Raw genomic sequence first — 19,337 nt, forward strand, 5'->3', positions numbered from 1 at the left:
GACGGCGGTCAGGGATGCTCACAGGCTCAGCGCGCTGCCGATCTGATGCACCGTGATGACCAGGCCCGACGCGGCGCCGGCATCGCCGGAGGCGACGCCGTCGACGCCGCTGGAGGTCGCATGGGGGCGCGCCAGGCCCTGTCCGGCACCGATCAGGATCAGGGCAGCGCCACGCCTGTGACGTAGGGCGTGCAGGGCCAGACGGCTGAGCCACACCATGCCGGCCGCGGTCAGTACGACGCCGCGAGAGCACCAGCGGCCTGCGGGGCCCGCTCGAGCAGACGGGGCACCTGGACGGCGACGACGAAGTTGACTCAAGGTCATCGGCAGGAACGCCAGACCGGCCTGCAGCGGCGTCCAGCCGTACACTGCACGTATTGCGCGGTGGAAGAAGAAGAACCCCATCATCGCGCCCAGTGAGCATCCGCGCGAGGTAGGCGCCGCTGCGCTCCCCGGCCGGCGAACAGCCGCAGAGGGACGATCGGCTGCGTGGTCCGCCGCTCCACCACGACGAACACGGCGAGCAGCAGCGCCGGCTTGCCGCGGGCCGACTGCGGCGCGGGCGCCCCTGAAGCTGAAGTCGGTGGCATCGACGATGCCCAGGACCAGCGCGCGTCGATCCGAGGGTGGCCAGGAGCGCGCCGGTGACATCGAAGCCGCCGCGCCGCCGGGCGTCTCCAGGTATCGCACGGCAAGCAGGATCATCACCAGACCGACGGGCACGTTGAGGGAAGAACCCGGCCCGCTACGAGATCAGGTCGGCGAACAGGCCCCCGACGACCAGGCCGAGCGAGGCACCCCAGACCGGCGACGGCACTGTAGGCGGCCATCGCCCGGTTACGGGTGCGGCCCTCGGCGAAACTGCGCGTCAGCAACGACAGCGCGGGAAGGCGCCAGCACAGCTGCCCCGACCCTCTGGAAGGCGCGGGCGCCGATCAGCCACCGCTGGGACTGCGCCGCGCCGACCAGGAGGGAGGCCAGCGCGAAGACGACCAGCGAGCACACGAACATCCTGCGGTGTCCGAACAGGTCACCGGCCCGGGCGCCCAGGAGCAGCAGTCCGCCGAAGACCAGCACATAGGCGTTGGTGATCCACGACAGCCCGGTCCCGGAGAACCCCATGGCGGACTGGATCTGCGGCAGCCCGTGAAGACGATCGAGTTGTCGAGGATGACCATGAAGCAGCTGACGCAGATGATGGTGAGGATCAGCGTCGCGGACTCGGGGCGCCGACGGGCGCAGAAACGCTCGGGTCGGCCGTGTGGTCGGCGCGGCTGCGGGTGGGGATGCGGTGCGCAATGTTCCTTCGGATCGGTGCACAGTCGGGTGCGGGAATCGATGTCCCTGGCATCCCGGCCTCGGTCTCCTTCTTCAGGAAAACGCACACGTGCCGGCAGGTGGGAGTCATTGCTCTTCCAGGTACTCGGCAGTACCTCGCGGAGCTGGCGGACCGGCCTACCGTGGAGAAACCGGCACAAGATCCACGCCGATACCGAAGGAGTCCCCGTGTCCCAGGCCCCGACAAGAAGAAGTTGGCTGCCGAGGTCAAGGAGTTCCTCAGCACCCGGCGGGCCCTGGATCACCCTCGAGCAGGCCGGTCTGCCCCGTGTACGGCGGCAACCGCCGCGTCGCGGGGCTGCGCCGTGGAGGAGGTCGCCCTCCTTGCGGGCATGAGCGTGGACCACTGCGTCCGCCTCGAGCGCGGAAACCTCAGCGGCGCGTCCGACGCCGTCCTCGAAGCCCTCGCGCACGCTCTGCAGCTCAACGAGGCAGAACGCACCCACTCTACGACCCGGCACGCGCGTCCACCCCGGCAGGACGGCGCCCCCGCGCTGACCGCTTCACGGGTCCGCCCCACGATCCTTCGCCTGCTCGACTCGATGACCGGGGTGCCGGCGTACGTGCGCAACGCCCGCTTCGACACCGTCGCCGCCAACACCCTTGGCCGCGCCCTGTACGCACCGGTCTTCGACTCACCCCCTGTTCGCCCAGCGCGGGCCGGTGAACACCGCCCGCCACATGTCCCTTTGACCCCGCGAGCCAGGACTTCTGGGTCGACTGGGACAAGGGCGCAAACGACGCCGTCGCCTTCCTGCGCACCGAGACGGGCTGCGCACCCCACGACAAGGCCCTGACCGATCTCATCGGTGAACTGACCACCAAGAGCAGTGAGTTCGCCAGCCGGTGGGCACTGCCACGACGTGAAGTTCCACCGCCCGGTGTGAAGAAGCTCCACCATCCGCTGGTAGGCGATCTCGCGCTGCCCTCACGAGGCGATGGAACTGCCCTCCGACCCCGGCCTGCGACTGAACTTACACCCCCGAGCCGGACTCACCTGAGCAGCAGGCCCTCGCCCTCCTCGCCAGCTGGACCACTGCCGGCGCAGACCTCCTGGCCACCAGCGACTGACCGGGCACACCCGAACGCACAAGGGAGAAGATCCACATGCAGTACCGACCGCTCGGCCGCACCGGCGTCCAGGTCAGCCCGCTCTGCCTGGGCGCGATGATGTTCGGCCCCTGGGGCAGCGAGGACGAGGCCGACTCGATCCGGATCATCCACCGCGCTCTGGACGCGGGCATCAACTCTCGTCGACACCGCCGACGTGTACTCCGCCGGTGTCTCGGAGGAGATCGTCGGCAAGCACTGAAGGACCGCCGCGAGGACGTGTTCCTGGCGACCAAGTTCTTCATGCCCACGAACGCCGACGACCCCCAACCAGCGTGGCGGCTCCCGTCGTTGGATCATCCGTGAGGTCGAGAACTCGCTGAAGCGGCTGGGTACCGACCACATCGACCTCTACCAGGTGCACCGCCCCAGCCCCGACACCGATGTCGAAGAAACCCTCGGCGCCCTCACCGATCTGGTCCGCCAGGGCAAGGGTTCCGCTCATCGGCTCTCTCGTCCTACTCCGGCTCTCAGATCGTCGAGGCTGCACGGGCTTTCCCGAGCGAAACTTGAGCGCTTTCGTCACCGAGCAGCCGCCGTACTCTCGATCCCCGTGCGCGGCATCGAGGAAGACGTCCCTGCCCACCGTGCGCCGGCACGGCATGGGCACCCTCACCTACAGTCCGCTCTCCGGCGGCTGGCTCTCAGGCCGCTACCGCAAGAACGCCACCGAAGGTCCGGCCTCCGCCGCCCGGCCCCCAGGCTCGGTTCGACATGAGCACCCCGGGCCAACCAGCGCAAGCTGGAGGCCGTCGAGCGCTCGCCGTCGTGGCGGAGAAAGCCGGCCACACGCTGATCGAGCTGGCCGTCGCCTTCGTCATCAACCACCCCGGCGTCACCTTCCGCCATCATCGGACCGCGCACCATGGACCAGCTGGAGGCGTTCCTGCCGGCTGCGGACATCACCCTGTCTCCGACGTGCTCGACGCCATCGACGACATCGTCGCCCCCGGCGTCACCGTCAACCCGGTCGACAACAGCTACGGCGACTTCTGAACTCCGCGCCGACCAGCGACGCCGCTGATTCTCGTGACCCGCCCGCACCGGTCGGCTCCGACCACACTCGTCGCGGAGCCGACCGGTCGCGTTCCAGCTCACCTCAAGACTTGCCTTTGGCGCGGCCGACCGCCGGCAGCGACTTGGGGTTTTGCGTGGGTGTCCACAACCCTCAGCAGACGTCCACTCGTACCCGTGACGCCCGCCGCGCGGCGCGCCGCCACATACCCGAACGTCATCGCGGGGCCGATGTTGATGCCACCCGACGGGTAGTGCCCGCCCAGGACGTTCGCCTGGTCGGTGCCGACCGCGTAGAGGCCCTCGATCGGGTCGCCCGCAGCGTCGAGGACGCGGGCGTGGGCATCCGCGCGCAGCCCGGCGAACGTACCGAACGAGCCGGGTAGACCTTGATGGCATAGAACGGGGCGTTCTCGATGGGGCCGAGTGACGGAGTTCGGGCCGCGGGCAGACGATCCCCGACCTGCGGTTGTACGCCGTCCTGCCGCGCCCGAACTCCGGGTCGATGCCCCGTATCGCGCCGGCATTGAACTCATCGACGGTGCGGCGCAGTTGGGTCGGGTCGATGCCGCAGGCGACGGACAGCTCCTCCAGAGTGCGGCCGTGCCGCAGGTAGCCGTTGCGCAGATACGGGAAGCGGGGGGAGCGGGAACGGGCGCGACATGCCGAACGGCATGCGGCGCTGGTAGCGGTGGTCGCAGATCAGCCAGGAAGCGACCTCCTCGCCCTCCGGAGTCGCACGGATCATCGCGTCGACGTACTGGTGGTAGCCGTCGGCCTCGTTGACGAAGCGGCGGCCGTCGCGCAACACCCCGATCACGCCCGGCTTTCCACGGTCGATGATGTGCGGGAAACGGCCCACCCGGCCGTTGGCGAGACGGCACCAGGGACACCGGGCACCAGGCGGCCGGCGAGGCTCCCGAGGTGTCGAGGACGGCACCCGCCTCCTCGGCCATCCGGATTCCGTCCCCGGTGGTCGCTGCGGGGGACAGCGTCTTGTGGTTCTCACCGGTGCCCTTCGGGAAGAGGGCGGCGGTGCGCTCGGCGTCGTTCGGGAAGCCGCCGGTGGCCAGGACCGTGCCGCGACGGGCCCGCACCTCCACTTCGCCCCGCGCCGTCGCCACGATCGCGCCGCGCACCGCCTTTCCCTCCAGCAGCAGCCGCTTCGCCGGAGCGCCGACGTACATGCGCACGCCCAGGTCGTCCGCGGACTTCGCCAACCGGGCGATGAGAGCGGGGCCGTTGACGAGCTGCATGCCGCGGCGGCGGACCGCCATGTCGACCGTGTGCAGGCCCACCCGCCACGCGGCGTGCGCGAAGTTCCGCGGGCCCGACATGACGTGCAGGAACTTCTGCAGGTCCGGGCCGGCCATGATGCCCATGCCGAGGGAACGACGTCTCGTACATCTGTCGTGTCAGCTTGCGCAGCACGCGACGGCTTCAGGCGCCAGCCGTTCACCGGTTTCTGGACCGACCTGTCGCCCGGCCTGTGAGGCGCCCGGCAGATCGCCGTGGATGTCGGCGATGCCACCACCGTCGACGAACCGCGTCGCTGTCCGCTCGTGGAAGAACCCCACCATGTGCGGCGCGGCGTGAAGGAAGGCGTCGACGCGGTCGGCGTCGTAGCGCTGGCCGAGCACGTTCTTCAGGTACGTACGGGGCTGGTCGATGTCCTCGCGGGGGCCTTCGTGCAGGGGGTGGCGCGGGTCCACATCCAGCCGCCGGACCAGGCGGTCGCGCCTCCCATCGCGGTGTCCTTCTCGACGAGGACGACGTCGAGCCCGTGGTGGGCGGCCGTCACCGCGGCGGACAGGCCACCCGCTCCGGAGCCGATGACCAGCAGGTCGCAGGACAGGGTGCGCATGAGGACTCTCACTCTTTCGGTGCGGTGATCAGGGTCTGGGGCGCGGGTGTGCGGGCCCGGTGATGTCAGGGGTACGGGGTTCGGTGTGGCCGGAGGCCGCGCGCGCGGCCCGGCCGCCTCGACCACGGCGAGCGTGCGGGCGGCGTCGGCGACCGAGACGAAGCGGCGCGCACGCGCCGCGCGGCGCAGGGACGAAGTGGCGCAGTTGGTTCGTGTGCGCAGTCGCCGGCCCCCTTCGGTTCTGTAGCGCAGCGACAGCGGAGCGCATCCAGTCGCCGGACGCCCCGCCGTCGTGGAAGTAGTGCGCCAACTGCGGGAAGGAGGCGAACCCGTCGTGCCCCGCGATCGAGTAGCAGGACGTGTCGGGCCGGTACGGGCACGTCGGATCGTCCTCGGTCGCCTGGATCCCAGCCCCACGGCGCCACCGCCGCGTCCGACACCAGAAACGAGCCGAGCGCGCCGTCGGTGAAGGTCAGCACGACGCTGGCGGTGTCCTCCACTGCGTGACCGCGTACGGCGTTGCTGGTCGCGGCCTGCACGGCGACGATCTCGCCGCACAGATGACGCATCAGGTCGAGGTCGTGGACGAGGTTGATCAGCATGACGCCCGCGCCCTTCTCACGGCGCCACGCGGCGTCCGAAGTACGTGTCGTCCTTCCTGGTCGTCCAGATGCCGCTGACCCCGACGGGGCGGCCTATCGCCCCCGCGCTGATCAGTTCCCTGGCTGCCGTGACGGCCGGGTGGTGGCGCCGGTGGTGGCCGACGAGTGCCGGGATGTCCCGACGCCGCCTCCGCCGCGATCAGTCGCGCTGCCTCGGCGTGCTCCACGGCCACCGGCTTCTCCAGGAGCGTGGGCACGCCAGCCGCGATGCAGTCCAGGGCTGTGGCGACATGCGCCCCGTTCGGATTGGCGCGACGATCACCGCGTCGAGACCGGCGCCGCCGTTGGGATCCAGCAGGGGCGTGGTGGTCGGCGAAGTGCGGCACGCCCTCGGCCTCCGCGAGCGCCGAACTGGAGGGATCCCGCGACACCGACGAGGACCGTTTCCTCCTCACGCGCGATGAACCCGGCGTGCGCCGTGCCCATGCGGCCGGCGCCGATGAGGCCGATGCGGAGAGCGGAGGGGGGCATGGGTGGGGGCTCCTCGGGTGTGGGTGGGCGTGCATCGTGCAGGTATTGGGTGCGCAGTCGCGATTAGCGTGAGTGGATTGCGCTTACCGCTTCGGAACGAGCAGCGGTCTCCCGCTCACTAAGTGGCGGGTTGAGGACTTCGCCAGCGAATGACTGCGCAGTCACTAACGTTGCGTAGAAATTACGGACCTGGCTCGCCAGACGTCAAAAGCGCCGCACTTCCCCGGAACCCCAGGAGTCCCGCATGACGCGCACCGGCACCCCATGGGCATCGCACCTCACGCTCTCGGCTGCCCGCCGCCCGAACTGGTGGACGTGGCCGCGGGAGGCCGGGTTCGACTTCGTAGGGCTGCGGGTGGTGCCCGCCACGGCGAGGGGAGGAGCAGTACCCGATGAGCGGGCCGGGCTCGCTGCTCGACGAGACGCTGCTGCGGTTGAAGGGACACCGGGCTGTACGTGCGGGACATCGAGTTCCCTCACCCTCGATGAGCGGGTGAGCCGGGGAGCGGTGGCTGCCGATCCTGGAGACGGTCGCCCGGCTCGGGGCCACCCACCTCAGTGTCGTCGGCGCCGACCCCGACCGGGCGCGCCTCGCCGACTCGCTGGCCGCGCTCACCCGCGACGCGGCGCCCTACGGCCTGGTGCCGACCCTCGAACCCATCACGTACCAGCCGGTGCACTCGATCCCCCGAGCCGCCGACCTCGCCCGTGCCGCGGGCTGCGCCGTCCTGCTCGACTCCCTGCACGTCCACCGGTTCGGCGGCACCGTCGACGAACTGCGGGCGCTGGAGCGGGCGTTGGTGCCCCACGTCCAGCTGTGCGACGCCCCGCTCGCCGAGCCGCACGACCTGCCCCGCCCCCGCGCCTCCCGCTCGGTCAGTCCACCGACGGCAGTGACCTCAAGCTGGAGTCACGAGCGTTGCGCGCGTTGCCGGGGAGGGCGAACTGCCGCTCGCCGACTTCCTGGCCGCGGTGCCGGCGGGTACGCCGGTGGTGTCGAGGCGCCGTCGGTGTTCCTCGCCGAACGGCTGGGAGCGCGGGAGTTCGCGCAGGCGGGCGCGCGCCGGGGCGGACGCGGTGCTGGCCGCGGCCGGAGTGCTGAGGCGGGCTCGGTAGGCTGAGGCGGTTCCGGAGGCGGTGGCACGAGGTCCGCAGGCCGTGACTCCAGATCCGAATCGAAGACAGTGACACGAGGGTAGGCGCGGGTGGCGAACGGCTGTGACGTGGCGAAGGCCGCGGGAGTGTCCCAGTCGACGGTCTCCCGGGTCTTCCGCGGCGATCCGCGTCGCGCCCCGTACCCGCGACGCGGTCCTCGGTGCGGCCCGCCGCCTCGGCTACGCGCCCAATGCGGCGGCCCGCGCTCTGACCACGAGCCGCGCCCACGCCGTGGCCGTGGTCACTCCCGACGTCGTCAACCGCCCTCTACCCGCAGGAGATCACCACCCTGCATGAGGAGTTCCGCTCGGCCGGGTACCGCACGGTCCTGCTGACCCGCGGCGCCGAGACCGACGGCGCGGGGCCCAGTGATCTGGAGGCGCTGCGCGGCGGCACCGTCGACGGCGTCGTCTTTGCGGCGGCGACCGTGCAGTCCACGGCGGTCCGATGACTTCCTCGAGTCCGGGATGCCGCTCGTGCTGCTCCACCGCGATGTGGACGGCCGCGAGGTCGACCGGGTCCTCGTGGACGACGCCGCGGGCCGCCGTATCGTCGCCGAGTACCTGGCCGGTCACGGCCACCGCCGCATCGCCCTGCTCGCCGGCCATCAGACACCTCCTCCGGGCGCGAGCGCACCCGCTTCTTCGCCGCCGCGCTCCGACGCCCTCGGCCGCTCGACCCCCGCGCTTTCACCCGCTGGGGCAGCCACACCCACGCCACCGGTCTTGCGCACGGCCTCGAACTCCTCGACGCGGCCGAGCCGCCCACCGCCGTCCTGTGCGGCAGTGACATCGTGGCGTACGGCGTCCTGGAGGCGGCGCATCGCGGGGACTCAGGGTGCCCGAGGACCTGTCCGTCATCGGCTTCGACGACATCGCCATGTCGAGGCTGGTCCATGGTCGGCCTCACCACCGTCCACCAGCCGCTGGAAGCCATGGGCAAGACCGCGGCGCAGACGCTGCTGCGATCGCATCGAGCACCCCCGACGGCCATGTGCCGCGCCGCCAGGTCTTCGACGTACGTCTGGTGGAGCGCGCCACCGCGGGGCGCGCGCCCCAGAGCCACTGACCAGTCGCTGGCCGGTGTGCCAACAAGCGGTCCCACGAGAGAAGGTGCGTATGGAGATCCGCTGGATCGAGGCGTTCCCTCGCCGTCGCCGAGGAGCTGCACTTCCGGGCGGGGCCGCCGAAGCGGCTGCGCGTGGCACAGTCGCCGCTGGGCCAGACCATCCGCAAACTCGAACGGCAGCTGGCACGCCCGCTGTTCGAGCTGCAGCACCCGCTCGGTGTCGCTGACGTCCGCGGGCGGGCGCTCTCGCCGCACGCGCGCGCGCCGCATCGTCAGCAGAAGTCGACCTGCGCGCCGCGCGGTGCGCAAAGCGGCCGGAGCGAGGTGCGTACGGGCAGGTCACCATCGGGTTCTCCGGCACTCTCAACCACCGCGCACACTGCCGCCGCTGACGCGCCGCGTGCGCGAGGCTGCACTGGCGTCGGGCTCACTCTCGTCGGCGGAGTGGTCACCGAACAGGCCGTGCTCCAACTGGAACAGCGGCTCGACCTCAGCTTCGTCGGGCTGCCCGTGCGGCACGCCGGCATCACCGCGCGGGCCATCGCCGTCGAACCCTTCGGCGCGGTCCTGCCGCTGGGGCACCCGCTCGCCGAGGCGGACCAGGTGGTTCTGCGGACCTCGCCGACGAGCCGTTCGTCGCCGTGCCCCGGCACCCAGGGTCGGCCTACCGGGAGGTCCTGCTCAGGGGCCTGTCTCGCCGCCGGGTTCCGGCCCGCCGTGACCCAGGAGGTCGTCGACCCCCTATCTCATCCTGTCGCTGGTGGCCGCCGGTACGGGGCGTGAGTCTGGCCCGGAGTGCCTGCGGCCCGTCATGCCCGAGGGTGCGGTCTACGTCCCGCTCGCCCCGCCTGTCCCCGAACTGCGCAGCGGCATCGCCTGGCGCCAGGACCAGCGACGGTGAGGCACTGCGTGCGGTGCTCGCGGTCGCCGCCGAGGTCCTGCCCGAGCCCGCGGGCTGGAGCCGCCCGAGAACCCGCTCGGCCCGCCCGACCGAACCCAGGACCGTTCGATCCCGGCCCGTCGAAGCCGCCGCGCGCATTGAGTGCCATCGGCACACAGACCCAGTCCGATTCTGTATTGGACACGGCCAGTCAGCCGGAGGGACGCTCCTGCCACGTGACGATCGTCACCGAGCCGCAGGGCCGACGCCCGGACGCGGGCGCCCGCACCATCGCAAGGGACTCTCCCCATGGCTGTCTTCGCAGTGACCTACCGCTACGCCGATGACTCGGCGGATGCCTGCGACCGCCACCGCCCCGCCCACAAGAACTTCCTGGAGGCGCAGTACGAGGCGGGCCTGTTGCGCGCCTCCGGACCCTTTCGGGCCCGACGACGTCCCCGGCGCGCTCCTCGTCCTCGAGGCCGACAGCGCCGAGGACGTGACGGCGCTCCTCGACCAGGACCCCTTTCACCGCGAGGGCCTCGTCGCGGAACGCACGGTGCGCGCCTGGAACATCTTCTTCGGCGGTCTCAAGTAGAGCACACCGACGAGTAATCGAACGATGCGTGTTGCCGAGACCGTCGCCAAGGAGACCCTGGACCACCAGGAACGCCCGATCCCCGTGCCCGGCCCCGGCGAAGCCCTGCTGCGGGTGCACACCGTCACCCTGTGCGGCACCGATCTGCACATCTGGGAGGACGACTACGCAACCCCGCTGCCCATGGTGCAGGGCCACGAGTTCTGCGGCGTGATCGAGGCACCGCCCGAACCGCACACCACGCTTGCCGTCGGCGACCGCGTCGCCGTCTCACCGATCCTCAACTGCGGTGCCTGCTACGCCTCGTTCCATCGGTCGCACCAACGCCTGTGACCGCATGTCGGTCTACGGCTGCTACGACGTGCCGGGTGCGCTCGCCGAGTATGTGACCGTCCCTGTGCACAAGCTCTTCCCGTGCCGGACACCCTCCCCATGGAGCTGGCCTCGCTGTGCGAGCCGACGAGCATCGCCATGCAGGCCGTGAACCGGTCCCGGCCGCAGGCCGGTGAGCACGCCCTCGTGCTCGGCTGCGGACCCATCGGCCTGTTGGCCACCCTGTACCTGACCTCGCTCGGCGTGCACGTCGTGGCAGCCGACACCGTACCTGAGCGGGTCGCCTTCGCCCGCCGGTTCGGCGCAGCCGACACGTCTCCACGTCGACCTGGAACGGGAGTTTCCCGACGGCCGGGCAGCCACGCTGCTCGACCGGAACACCGGCGGCTTCGGTCCGGCGATCGTCGTCGAGGCGACCGGCCAACCCAGCTCGCTCGACAGCGCGATCCGCCTCCGTCGCCACCGCCGGACGCGTCGTCGCCGTCGGCATTTCCGACCGGCCGGTGACCCTGTCGATGCGCACCCTGCCGGTGAAGGACATCGAGCTCATCGGCTCGCGCAACAGTCAGGAACTCATCGGCGAGGCGGCCGAGTTGCTTTCTCGCCACCCCGAGCAGGCGCGCGCCCTGGTCACCCACCGCTTCCCCTTGGCCAAGGCCGCAGACGCCTTCGAGACGATGCGCTCGCGCACCGAGCTCGTCGGCAAGGTCGCCGTCGACCTGACGGAGGCCGCGTCGTGACCGTCACCGTTCCTCTCGACGAGATCGAGGCGTTCCACGACGTCGTGGTCGTCGGCTCTGGGCGGCCGGCCTGGTCGCCGCGGTACGCGCCGCGCACGCCGGCCACCGGGTCCCTGGTCCTGGAGAAGGCGGAGCGGCTCGGCGGCACCAGCGCCGCGGGCGGCGGCGTGATGTGGGCGCCGGACAACCACCTGATGCGCGCGGCCGGACACGTGGACTGCGCCGAGACCGCGGCCGCGTATCTCCGTGCCGGCACCGAGGGCCGCATGGACGAGACCGAGATCGACTGGTACCTGCGCACCCTCCCGCGCCGCCGTCCGCTACCTCGACGAGCACACCCGCGTCGCCTACCGGCCTCTCGCCCGCCCCGACTACCACCCCGAGTGGCCTGGTGCCGCCACTGGACGCGGCTCTGGACAACGCCGCCTTCGACACGGCCACCTGCCCCGGCCTGGCCGAGGCACTGCGCCCGCCGACGTACTTCCCGCTCCTGACGATGGCCGAGCGCGACGCGCTGCAGGGTGCCCCCTGCCGACCCTCATCTCCTCGCCGAACGCGCTGAGTCGGGGGTGCGGACCATGGGGGAGCCCTTGTCGGCGCGTTGGTCGCCACCGCTCTGGAGCGCGGTGTGCGGATCGTGGCCGGTGCGCCGGTGACATCCTCGACCACGCCGAGGACGAGTGGACGGTGGGCGTCGCCGACCGCGCCGTGCGGGCCCGGCAGGTGGTCCTCGCCTCGGGCGGATTCGAGTGGAACGAGCGACTGCGCGCGGCTTACCTGCCGTTCCCCGTCCGCCCCATCAGCGCACCCTCCAACGAGGGCGACGGGCTGCGGCTCGGCCTCCGTGCCGGGGCGTCGGTCGCCGACATGACCGCCGTCTGGGGCGTCCCGGTGATCTGCGCGCCCGCCCAGGTCTACGACGGGGCCCGCTTCCGGCCGCATGGGCAACGTCGAGCTGACGCTGCCCGGCTCCCTCGCGGTCAACGCGGCGGGCGAACGCTTCGTGAACGAGGCCGCCAACTACCACGACTCAACCGGGTGTTCGGCACCACCGATCCACGAACCGGGCGTCACGCCAACGCCCCCGCCTGGCTCGTCTTCGACCAGGCCTACCGAGACCGCTACGCCGTCGCAGGATCGCCGCCCGGCACCGTCGAACCCTGGATGACGCACGCCGACACCCTCGCCGAACTGGCCGCGTCCTGCGGCATCGACGCCGAGCAACTAGCTGTGACCGTCGCCGAGTTCACGAGGGCGCGCGCCGCGGCACCGATCACTGCTTCGGCCGCGGCTCCAGTGTCACCGACCGCCACCTCGGCGACCCCGCGATCACCCCCCAACCCTCGCCTGGCGCCCCTGGACAAGGGTCCGTACTACGCCGTGCCGATCCACGCCGGAGTCCTCGGCACCGCGGGGTGGGCTGCGCACCGACGGCCACGGACGCGTTCTCGACCACCAGGACGCACCCCTGCCCGGCCTGTACGCCGCAGGAACTGCTCGGCGACCGTCTTCCACGACGTACCCGGGCGGCGGCGCCACCCTCGGCTCCGCGATCACCAGGGGTTTCGCCGTCGGCGAGCACCTGGCCTCGGTCGCCTGACGACGTGGTCCAGGGGCCGCCACGGGACGGCGGCCCCATCGTCCCTTCTTCTCGCGCCTGTCGGCGCATGTGCGCACCACTGTCGTTGCCACACCTCGCGCCCGGGCCCTGCACCGGCCGGGCGCTCAAGGAGCCTCCCATGACGACGTACCACCACGCGCCGTCGAGCCGCGGCCGCCGCGTTCCTCGGCGGCACCCTGGTACTACGACTTCTTCATCTACGCGTCGGCCGCAGCCCTGGTCTTCCCGCACGTGATCTTCGCCGACACGGGCACGAGCGGCACGCTGCTGTCCTTCGCCACCTTCGGCGTCGCCTACGTCGCCCGCCCGGTCGGCGCCCTCGTCCTCGGTCACTTCGGGACCGCGTCGGCCGCAAACGGGTGCTGGTCGCCTGCCTGGTCACCATGGGCCCTGTCGACCGTACCCATCGGCTGCATCCCCTCGTACGACACCGCAGGCGCCCTGGCACCCGCCCTCCTCCGTCGTCCTGCGGCTCGCCCAAGGCGTCTCCCGCGGGCGGTGAGACCGCCGGGGCCAGCGCCCTCACCGTCGAGCTGGCGCCCGACAACCGCCGTGCGACCTACGGCAGTTGGACGATGAACGGCATCGCCGCAGGATTCGTCCTCGCCGGCCTGGTCTTCCTCCCGATCAGCTGCCCGACGAGGCACTGTACTCGTGGGGGCTGGCGCGTACCGTTCTGGTCCAGCGTCCTGGTGCTGCTGCTCGCCTACTTCGTGCGGCGCACGCTCGCCGAGCCGGAGGTGTTTCAGGAGGCCCGACACAGGAAGGCACGAGCGGGCTGCCGCTCGTCACGCTGGTCAAGGACCACTGGCGGGATGTGTCTTCGGCTGGCCGCGTGCGCCCCTGTTCACCACGACCAACACCATCGTCTCGGTGTTCGTCCTCGCCTACGCCACCGACAGCGTCGGCCTGGAACGGTCCACCATGCTGTGGGCCACCATCGTCGCGAACGTGGTGGCGATGTTCACCCAGACCGGCGCGGGGATGCTCGTTGACTCGGTTCGGCCGGCGGCCGGTGTTCATCGTGGGCTGCCTCGGCTGCGCCGCCATGATCTACGCGTACTTCGCTGCCGTCACCACCGGGCACGTCGTCCTGATCTTCGTGGCAGGCATCGCCCTCACGAGCCTGTGCTACTCCCTGCCGAACGGCATCTATCCCGCCTTCTTCACCGAGATGTTCGACGTCCGGGTCCGCTACACGGTATGGCCGTCGGACTCCAATCGCTGCTCGTAGCGGGGTTCGCGCCCACTGTCGGTACCGCTCTGATGGGCGACGACTCCGGCAACGCTGGCTGCCGGTAGCCACGCTGACCGCCGTGCTGTGCCTGGTGTCCGCGGCCGCCGCGTGGGCGCAGGGAGACCTGCGTGTTCCGCTTCAGGACCTCGGTACCGGCCGCGACGCGGCCGCCTCGCCACCTCGACCGCCCCGCATCAGGAAAGGCAGACCGCATCATGACCGACGACACCGACCACACCGATCACTGGGACCACGGTCGACCTCCTCGTCCTCGGCTCTGGAGCAGGTGGACTCAGCGCGGCGGCCGTCGCCGCCAGGAGGGCCTCGACGTGCTCGTCCTGGAGAAGACCGAGTGGCTCGGCAGCGCCACCGCCTACTCGGCCGGTACCGCCTGGATCCCAGGCCACCGCCACCAGCCGGATCCCGCGGCCGACACCGAGCAGCCCGCAGCTACCTCGGCACTGATCGGTGATCGTGCGCCGCGCGCCCTGCGCGAGAGCTACCTCGCCCGGCCCCGGATGCTCGACTACCTGGAGAACAAGCTCGGCGTGGGCTTCTGGCCTCCGCGACGGTCGTCGACTACCACCCCGAACTCCCTGGCTACGGCATCGGCCGCGCCCTCGAACCCCGCACCTTCGACGGCGCGAACTGGGATAACTCGCTTCGGCCGCATCCGCCGCCCGGTCCCGAGTTCGCCCTGTTCCAGAGGCACGCTGATGGTGCGCCGCGCCGAGGTCAACCAACTCCTCACCCTCTTCCACGGCTCGCCGCGCGGCCTGGCGTCGCCCTGCGCCTCGGTGTCCGCTGGGCCCGTGACCGGGTCCTGGGCTGGCCACGCGGCACCCGCCGGCCATGGGCAGCGCCCTGGTCGCCCACCTCACCGCCAACTCCTGCGCCGCCGCAGCGCCGTCTGGTTCACCGCAGACACCACCGAACTCGTCACCGACGACGCGGGACGTGTCACCGGCGCCGTCGTCTCCGCACCGGGGCCGCACCGTCCAGGTCGCCGCGCGCAGGGTCGGTGCTGGCGGCGAGGCGGCTTCTCGGCCAGCCCCGAACTGCGCGCCACCCATCTCCCCAGGCCGGCCCGGCAGTTCACCCGCGCGGCCGGGGCGCCACCGGCGACTCGATCACCCTCGCCCGCGCGGTCGGCAGCACCCTCGGCGACGCCGGCGACGACAACGCCCTGTGGTTTCCCCAGCTCCGTGGGGCGCCGCAGAGACGGAACGACCGCGGTGTTCCCGCATCTGGGACCAGGCCAAACCCGGCATCGTCGCGGTCGACGCGGCGGGGCGCCGGTTCGTCGGCAGATCCGTCTGCATCACCGCTTCGTGCGCGCGATGTACGACGCGCACAAGTCGGCATAACGATCCCGGCCTGGCTGATCACCGATGCCCGCACCCTCACGAAGTACGGACTCCGGCATGATCCACCCGCACACACCGCGCGCTTCCGCCTCAAGCGCCACCTCGCCTCCGGCTACTGCACACAGGCCGTACGCTGCGCGACCTGGCAGCGTCCATCGGCGTCGACGCGGACAGCGGCCTGGAGCGCACCGTCGTCGACAGCAACCGGGCGGCACGCACCGGCGTCGATGAGGAGTTCGGCAAAGGGAACCCACCTTCGGCCACCAGTACGGCGACCCGGCCCACCGCCGAACGTCAACCTCGGCCCGGTCGAAGGGCCCTTCTACGCCCTGCCGTCGTCCCCACCTTTGGCCACTGCACTCGGCCTGCGCACCGACGCGGGGCCCGGGTCGCTTGACGAACAGGGCTCGCCAGTGCCCGGGCTCTACGCCTGCGGCGGCGACGCGCGGGCTCCATGGCGCGCTTCCAGTACCCGGGAGCGAGCTGCCAGGTCGGTTCCGGGCCTGACGTTCGGCTATCTGGCCGCGCGGCATGCGGCCCGTTCCCGGCGTAGAGGGCACAGGAGTGACTGTGGCCCGTAGGCGCCCTCGATTACGGTGACGCGGGGCTTCTCCGGACGTGCGCGGCCTCTCAGCCTCCGACGGTCGAGGTCGACCGGCGTGGGCGGCGCCGGACGACTTCGGCGGAGGAGAATCTGCGGAGGCCAGCGGGCGATCACGTCGTGATCGGGGGCGAACATGCGGGATCCGTGCGTGAGCGTCGCCGGCGAGGCGAACGCCTGGCAGCGGCAGCCGCCGAAGTCCCTCGTTCCCTGTGCGCACAGTCTCGGCAGGGGAGGGCATCCAGTCGGTGCCTCGGTAGCGGTTGAGAAGGCCGGGGACTCGTTCAGATCCACGGCAGCGGGTGCTCCAGCACGTTGGGGCGTCGGGCCGGGGATGGATGCGGCGGCCGGACAGGGCAGGACCGTGCCGTCAGGTGTGACGGTGAGGGAGGCACCACCAACCTCCATAGGGCAAGACCTCCGGTGCGAAGTGATGGGCTCGACAGGTGATGTCGAGCTCGACGTCGGAAGTGCGCTAATCGGCCAGCGAGCGACCGTTGCGGCGGCATCTGCCAGTTGCTTCGCGGGACGGCATGAGGGCGGCGCGGTGAGGAGACCCCATCCGTAGAACTGGGTGTTCGCCAGTTCGATCAGTCGCTTGCCAGGCCACGGCGAGGTGCAGGAGATCGTCGAGGGCGTCGAGGTTGTGCCGGTGCAGTTGACGATTAGATTCAGTGAAAAGCCGACGCTGCTTGACGAATGGGCGGCGGCCTCACTTGTTCCGGAAGGAGGTGCGCGGCGGCGATGGTGTCGGACCGGGAGCGGATCGGCGTGCTGCACGGACAGTTGAAGAGCACTGTGCAGGCCCGCGTCGACGAGGTTGTCCAGGCCGGCTGGTCGAAGGCCGACACCGCTGGTGACCAGCTGGATTGTACAGGCCTGCGTCGACCGCGGCTCGGAGTGAGGGCGTCAGGTCACCTCGCGCGGTAGCGGTTCGCCGCCGGAGAGGTGGGTGTGCAGCACGCCCATGGCGGCCGCCTGGCGAAGACCTCCGGCTATCGTTGGGTGAGACAGTTCGGTCGAACGACGCGTCAGTTCAAGGGGGTTGGAGCAGTAGCCGCAGTGCAGGGGGCGAGAGCATGGGTGAGTTCACCGGCAGAGCAGGGCCCAAGGGGCGAGGCGGGCGTGGTCGTACGGGGCATCCTGCGTGAGGCAGGGTGGGGAAGTGTGCGATGTCCTCGGCACGAGCGCCCCGGGCCCACTGCTAGTGCGGCTGTGTCGTGATGTCGTCGACGGTGTGTTGTCGTCGCACGAAGCTCAGTACGCGCCGGGCCAGCCGTGCAGGACCACGACGCGCTCGGGCAGGAGCAGTACCACTGCTGCCCACGGAGCCCGCGTCCGTGCGCAGCAGGCCCGCCGGGAGGCAGGGCGGGGCGGGCGGTGGCCATCGCGGCTGCTTCCGAAGTGGCTGCTGGATGCTGTCGAGGAGGGTCCACAGCACGTCGCATTTGAACGACAGCGCTGCCAGAGCCTGGTTCTGAAGGGTGCGTGTCCTGGCCCGCTCTTTGATCCAGGCGGGGCTTCGCTGCCGTCGCACGTCGTCCTTGCAGGACGCGGCTCTCGAAGTAGCCAGTCCTTCAGCGGTGACCCAGGGGTAGTGCTGAGGGAAGGTGTCAGTCGGGTCAGCATGATGGAGGGCGCACAGTTCGGTGACGAGGAGGCCACAGCCTCAAGGGCGCTGTGGTTGCGGCGAAGTTGACGTAGCCGTCGACCGCCAGCCGGATTCCGGGCAGCAGGTGCCGGTGATCAGTGAGTTCGCTGCGGTGGACCGACGGCCTCGCCAAACCGCAGCCACGTTCGATGCCCCGTCCGCGTCGGTGATTCCGTCAGGTCCTGGATCCGTCGGATCACGGAACGCCAGTGAGCGGTGCTCCTGCAACTTGCTGAGGATCAGAGCATTGATCGGGATGTTGCACTGGTAGTAAAAGCGGTTACCACCCACATCCGCAGTTCTCCGCGGGACAGGGGCACCCTCGTGCGCCACGCTGATTGAAGGGTGGCGGTCGTGGTACCGGCTGCGGCCAGGCCGCGCAGCCGCTGCTCCGGAATTCCTCGGGATGCCAGGGCGCCGGATCGGCGTGACCGATGACGCGGTACTGGCCGCGTTGCGAAGATCGGTTGTCGTCACTTGGCTCTACCACCATCCTGTCGTGCGCGATGGCCAGGCCGGCATCCGGCCAGCTGCTTATTGTCGCGGCGTCCGGGTCCACCAGCGGGTTGGTGTTGTTCACGTGCGTGTAGTAGATGCGCGTGGTGGACCCGGCCCAACCGCTGCGAGTGCCAGCGGGCCCCAGGATGGGCGAATGTCCCCATGCCCGTGGCCGTGCGCGGAGATTCCGGTGCGCCGCGGCTCGTGAGGTCGTCGAGAAAGGTGCCATCGAGCAGGGCGCAGTCCGATGCCGCCAGCTCTGCCCCAGGCGGTCGCTCAGGCGGCCACCGCCGGCGCGTACAGGAGACGGCCGCCGCTGTCGGGATCATGCACCCGCAGGGGCCACGCTCCAGGCGGGGTGCGGGGGTTCTGCGCGGCATGCGGGGGCGTTTGGCGGACAACTCGACGGCGTCGACGTCGGAGATCCGGCGATGCGTGTGGGTGTGCGCCGGCGGAGGGCAGATCGTGCCAGATCAGCTCGGTGTGGGGAGGAGAACGTCGGAGAGGTGAGAGGCGTCCGTCCAGCGCGGCGCGCACCGGCTGGGTGCACCACACACTTCGATGCGGGCCGCCTCGCGCAGCGCAGCAGGCCCAAGGGTGTGGTCGAGCTCGGCGTCAGTGAAGTACGACGTGGATCGCAGGTGCGGTCGTGTCCGGCCGCGGGCCGCAGGCTGGTGTGTGATTCGAGTTGTTCGGCGATGTCGGGTGGCGTTGACCAGGAACCCTCGTCAGGGCGGGCGCCATGGATGGCGAGCCGTCGTGCAGGCGTCGGCAGGAGGGGAAGCGGCGTGCCCCGCTGCAGCAGGGCACACAGTTCCACTGAGGCGAACCGCCGCCTGCTGCTGTTCCGAGGATGCGCAGCAGCACGGCGTAATGCCTACTTCGTGCTCAGGGCGTAGGCGGTGATCTCCATCGCCGTGTCGACGATGGTGAAGTCGGGCGTCTGCCAGCCGGGAGTCTCGGCCAGCTGGCTCTGAGGCTTTGGGAGGTGTGGTCCTGCATGAGTGACCGCCTTTCGCGCCCGGATGAGGAGGATGCCGTCCCGGCCGGGGCGGCTTTGCCGGCGTTCGGGATATCCGCCGGAGACCTACTTGCAGAAGAGCGCCTTGCCCATGGCCCGACTCGATGC

Annotated in this window: 16 protein-coding genes and 8 pseudogenes; 16 read left to right on the plus strand and 8 right to left on the minus strand. The window is 70.8% G+C overall.

What is annotated here, in order from left to right; genetic code table 11:
- Positions 1-18: 18 nt before the first annotated feature.
- Positions 19-723, minus strand: a complete 705-nt coding sequence (locus RBJ77_RS06075) for a hypothetical protein (RefSeq protein ID WP_372344027.1) — start codon at positions 721-723, stop codon at positions 19-21.
- A gap of 114 nt (positions 724-837) precedes the next feature.
- Positions 838-1,122, minus strand: a complete 285-nt coding sequence (locus RBJ77_RS06080) for an MFS transporter (protein WP_372344028.1) — start codon at positions 1,120-1,122, stop codon at positions 838-840.
- A gap of 758 nt (positions 1,123-1,880) precedes the next feature.
- Between RBJ77_RS06080 and RBJ77_RS06085 the strand changes: the two genes are divergently transcribed.
- From RBJ77_RS06085 to RBJ77_RS06095, 3 genes and pseudogenes are all read left to right on the plus strand, one after another.
- The gene (locus tag RBJ77_RS06085) at positions 1,881-2,135 is read left to right on the plus strand and encodes a hypothetical protein (protein WP_372344041.1); all 255 of its coding nucleotides are present in this window, start codon (positions 1,881-1,883) and stop codon (positions 2,133-2,135) included.
- A pseudogene (locus tag RBJ77_RS06090) lies at positions 2,090-2,509 on the plus strand (hypothetical protein); the annotation flags it as partial. The gene RBJ77_RS06085 and the pseudogene RBJ77_RS06090, both read left to right, overlap by 46 nt.
- Positions 2,446-3,444 (plus strand): annotated as a pseudogene (locus tag RBJ77_RS06095) (aldo/keto reductase). The pseudogenes RBJ77_RS06090 and RBJ77_RS06095, both read left to right, overlap by 64 nt.
- A 98-nt stretch (positions 3,445-3,542) precedes the next feature.
- Here RBJ77_RS06095 and RBJ77_RS06100 read toward each other — a convergent pair.
- The 5 genes and pseudogenes from RBJ77_RS06100 to RBJ77_RS06120 all read right to left on the minus strand — a co-directional run.
- Positions 3,543-3,998 (minus strand): FAD-binding protein, encoded by a 456-nt coding sequence (locus RBJ77_RS06100; RefSeq protein WP_372344042.1) that lies wholly within the window; start codon positions 3,996-3,998, stop codon positions 3,543-3,545.
- Complete coding sequence (locus RBJ77_RS06105; RefSeq protein ID WP_372344029.1) at positions 3,995-4,324, minus strand: FAD-binding protein; 330 nt, start codon at positions 4,322-4,324, stop codon at positions 3,995-3,997. The genes RBJ77_RS06100 and RBJ77_RS06105 overlap by 4 nt, the downstream gene beginning before the upstream one ends.
- 55 nt (positions 4,325-4,379) lie before the next feature.
- A pseudogene (locus RBJ77_RS06110) lies at positions 4,380-4,844 on the minus strand (FAD-binding protein); the annotation flags it as partial.
- 33 nt (positions 4,845-4,877) lie between these two features.
- Positions 4,878-5,326, minus strand: a pseudogene (locus tag RBJ77_RS06115) (FAD-dependent oxidoreductase).
- 65 nt (positions 5,327-5,391) lie between these two features.
- Positions 5,392-5,964: pseudogene (locus RBJ77_RS06120) on the minus strand (Gfo/Idh/MocA family oxidoreductase); the annotation flags it as partial.
- Positions 5,965-6,980: 1,016 nt separating this feature from the next.
- Between RBJ77_RS06120 and RBJ77_RS06125 the strand changes: the two are divergent.
- From RBJ77_RS06125 to RBJ77_RS06185, 13 genes and pseudogenes are all read left to right on the plus strand, one after another.
- The gene (locus RBJ77_RS06125; protein ID WP_372344043.1) at positions 6,981-7,580 is read left to right on the plus strand and encodes a TIM barrel protein; all 600 of its coding nucleotides are present in this window, start codon (positions 6,981-6,983) and stop codon (positions 7,578-7,580) included.
- A 102-nt stretch (positions 7,581-7,682) separates the two neighbouring features.
- The gene (locus tag RBJ77_RS06130; protein ID WP_372344044.1) at positions 7,683-7,949 is read left to right on the plus strand and encodes a hypothetical protein; all 267 of its coding nucleotides are present in this window, start codon (positions 7,683-7,685) and stop codon (positions 7,947-7,949) included.
- Between the two features lie 284 nt (positions 7,950-8,233).
- A pseudogene (locus RBJ77_RS06135) lies at positions 8,234-8,599 on the plus strand (substrate-binding domain-containing protein); the annotation flags it as partial.
- 527 nt (positions 8,600-9,126) lie between these two features.
- A complete protein-coding gene (locus RBJ77_RS06140; RefSeq protein ID WP_372344030.1) occupies positions 9,127-9,465 on the plus strand; it encodes a LysR substrate-binding domain-containing protein in 339 nt (112 codons plus the stop codon).
- A 452-nt stretch (positions 9,466-9,917) separates the two neighbouring features.
- Positions 9,918-10,160 (plus strand): YciI family protein, encoded by a 243-nt coding sequence (locus RBJ77_RS06145; protein ID WP_372344031.1) that lies wholly within the window; start codon positions 9,918-9,920, stop codon positions 10,158-10,160.
- Between the two features lie 24 nt (positions 10,161-10,184).
- Positions 10,185-10,493, plus strand: a complete 309-nt coding sequence (locus RBJ77_RS06150; protein WP_372344032.1) for an alcohol dehydrogenase catalytic domain-containing protein — start codon at positions 10,185-10,187, stop codon at positions 10,491-10,493.
- Between the two features lie 81 nt (positions 10,494-10,574).
- Complete coding sequence (locus RBJ77_RS06155; RefSeq protein WP_372344033.1) at positions 10,575-11,000, plus strand: hypothetical protein; 426 nt, start codon at positions 10,575-10,577, stop codon at positions 10,998-11,000.
- 8 nt (positions 11,001-11,008) lie between these two features.
- Positions 11,009-11,233 (plus strand): hypothetical protein, encoded by a 225-nt coding sequence (locus tag RBJ77_RS06160; protein ID WP_372344034.1) that lies wholly within the window; start codon positions 11,009-11,011, stop codon positions 11,231-11,233.
- Complete coding sequence (locus RBJ77_RS06165; RefSeq protein ID WP_372344035.1) at positions 11,230-11,727, plus strand: FAD-binding protein; 498 nt, start codon at positions 11,230-11,232, stop codon at positions 11,725-11,727. Before RBJ77_RS06160 ends, RBJ77_RS06165 begins: the two co-directional genes overlap by 4 nt.
- 64 nt (positions 11,728-11,791) lie before the next feature.
- A pseudogene (locus RBJ77_RS06170) lies at positions 11,792-12,833 on the plus strand (FAD-binding protein).
- Positions 12,834-13,237: 404 nt separating this feature from the next.
- On the plus strand, positions 13,238-13,849 hold the full coding sequence (locus RBJ77_RS06175) for an MFS transporter (protein ID WP_372344036.1): 612 nt from the start codon (positions 13,238-13,240) through the stop codon (positions 13,847-13,849).
- Positions 13,846-14,088, plus strand: a complete 243-nt coding sequence (locus tag RBJ77_RS06180) for an MFS transporter (RefSeq protein ID WP_372344037.1) — start codon at positions 13,846-13,848, stop codon at positions 14,086-14,088. The genes RBJ77_RS06175 and RBJ77_RS06180 overlap by 4 nt, the downstream gene beginning before the upstream one ends.
- Before the next feature lie 218 nt (positions 14,089-14,306).
- Positions 14,307-15,458 (plus strand): FAD-binding protein, encoded by a 1,152-nt coding sequence (locus RBJ77_RS06185; RefSeq protein WP_372344038.1) that lies wholly within the window; start codon positions 14,307-14,309, stop codon positions 15,456-15,458.
- 3,627 nt (positions 15,459-19,085) lie between these two features.
- Here RBJ77_RS06185 and pqqA read toward each other — a convergent pair.
- Positions 19,086-19,166 (minus strand): annotated as a pseudogene (gene pqqA / locus RBJ77_RS06190) (pyrroloquinoline quinone precursor peptide PqqA); the annotation flags it as partial.
- Positions 19,167-19,337: the final 171 nt, after the last annotated feature.

Source organism: Streptomyces sp. KL116D (assembly GCF_030766975.1).
GTDB classification, from domain to species: Bacteria; Actinomycetota; Actinomycetes; order Streptomycetales; family Streptomycetaceae; genus Streptomyces; species Streptomyces longispororuber_A.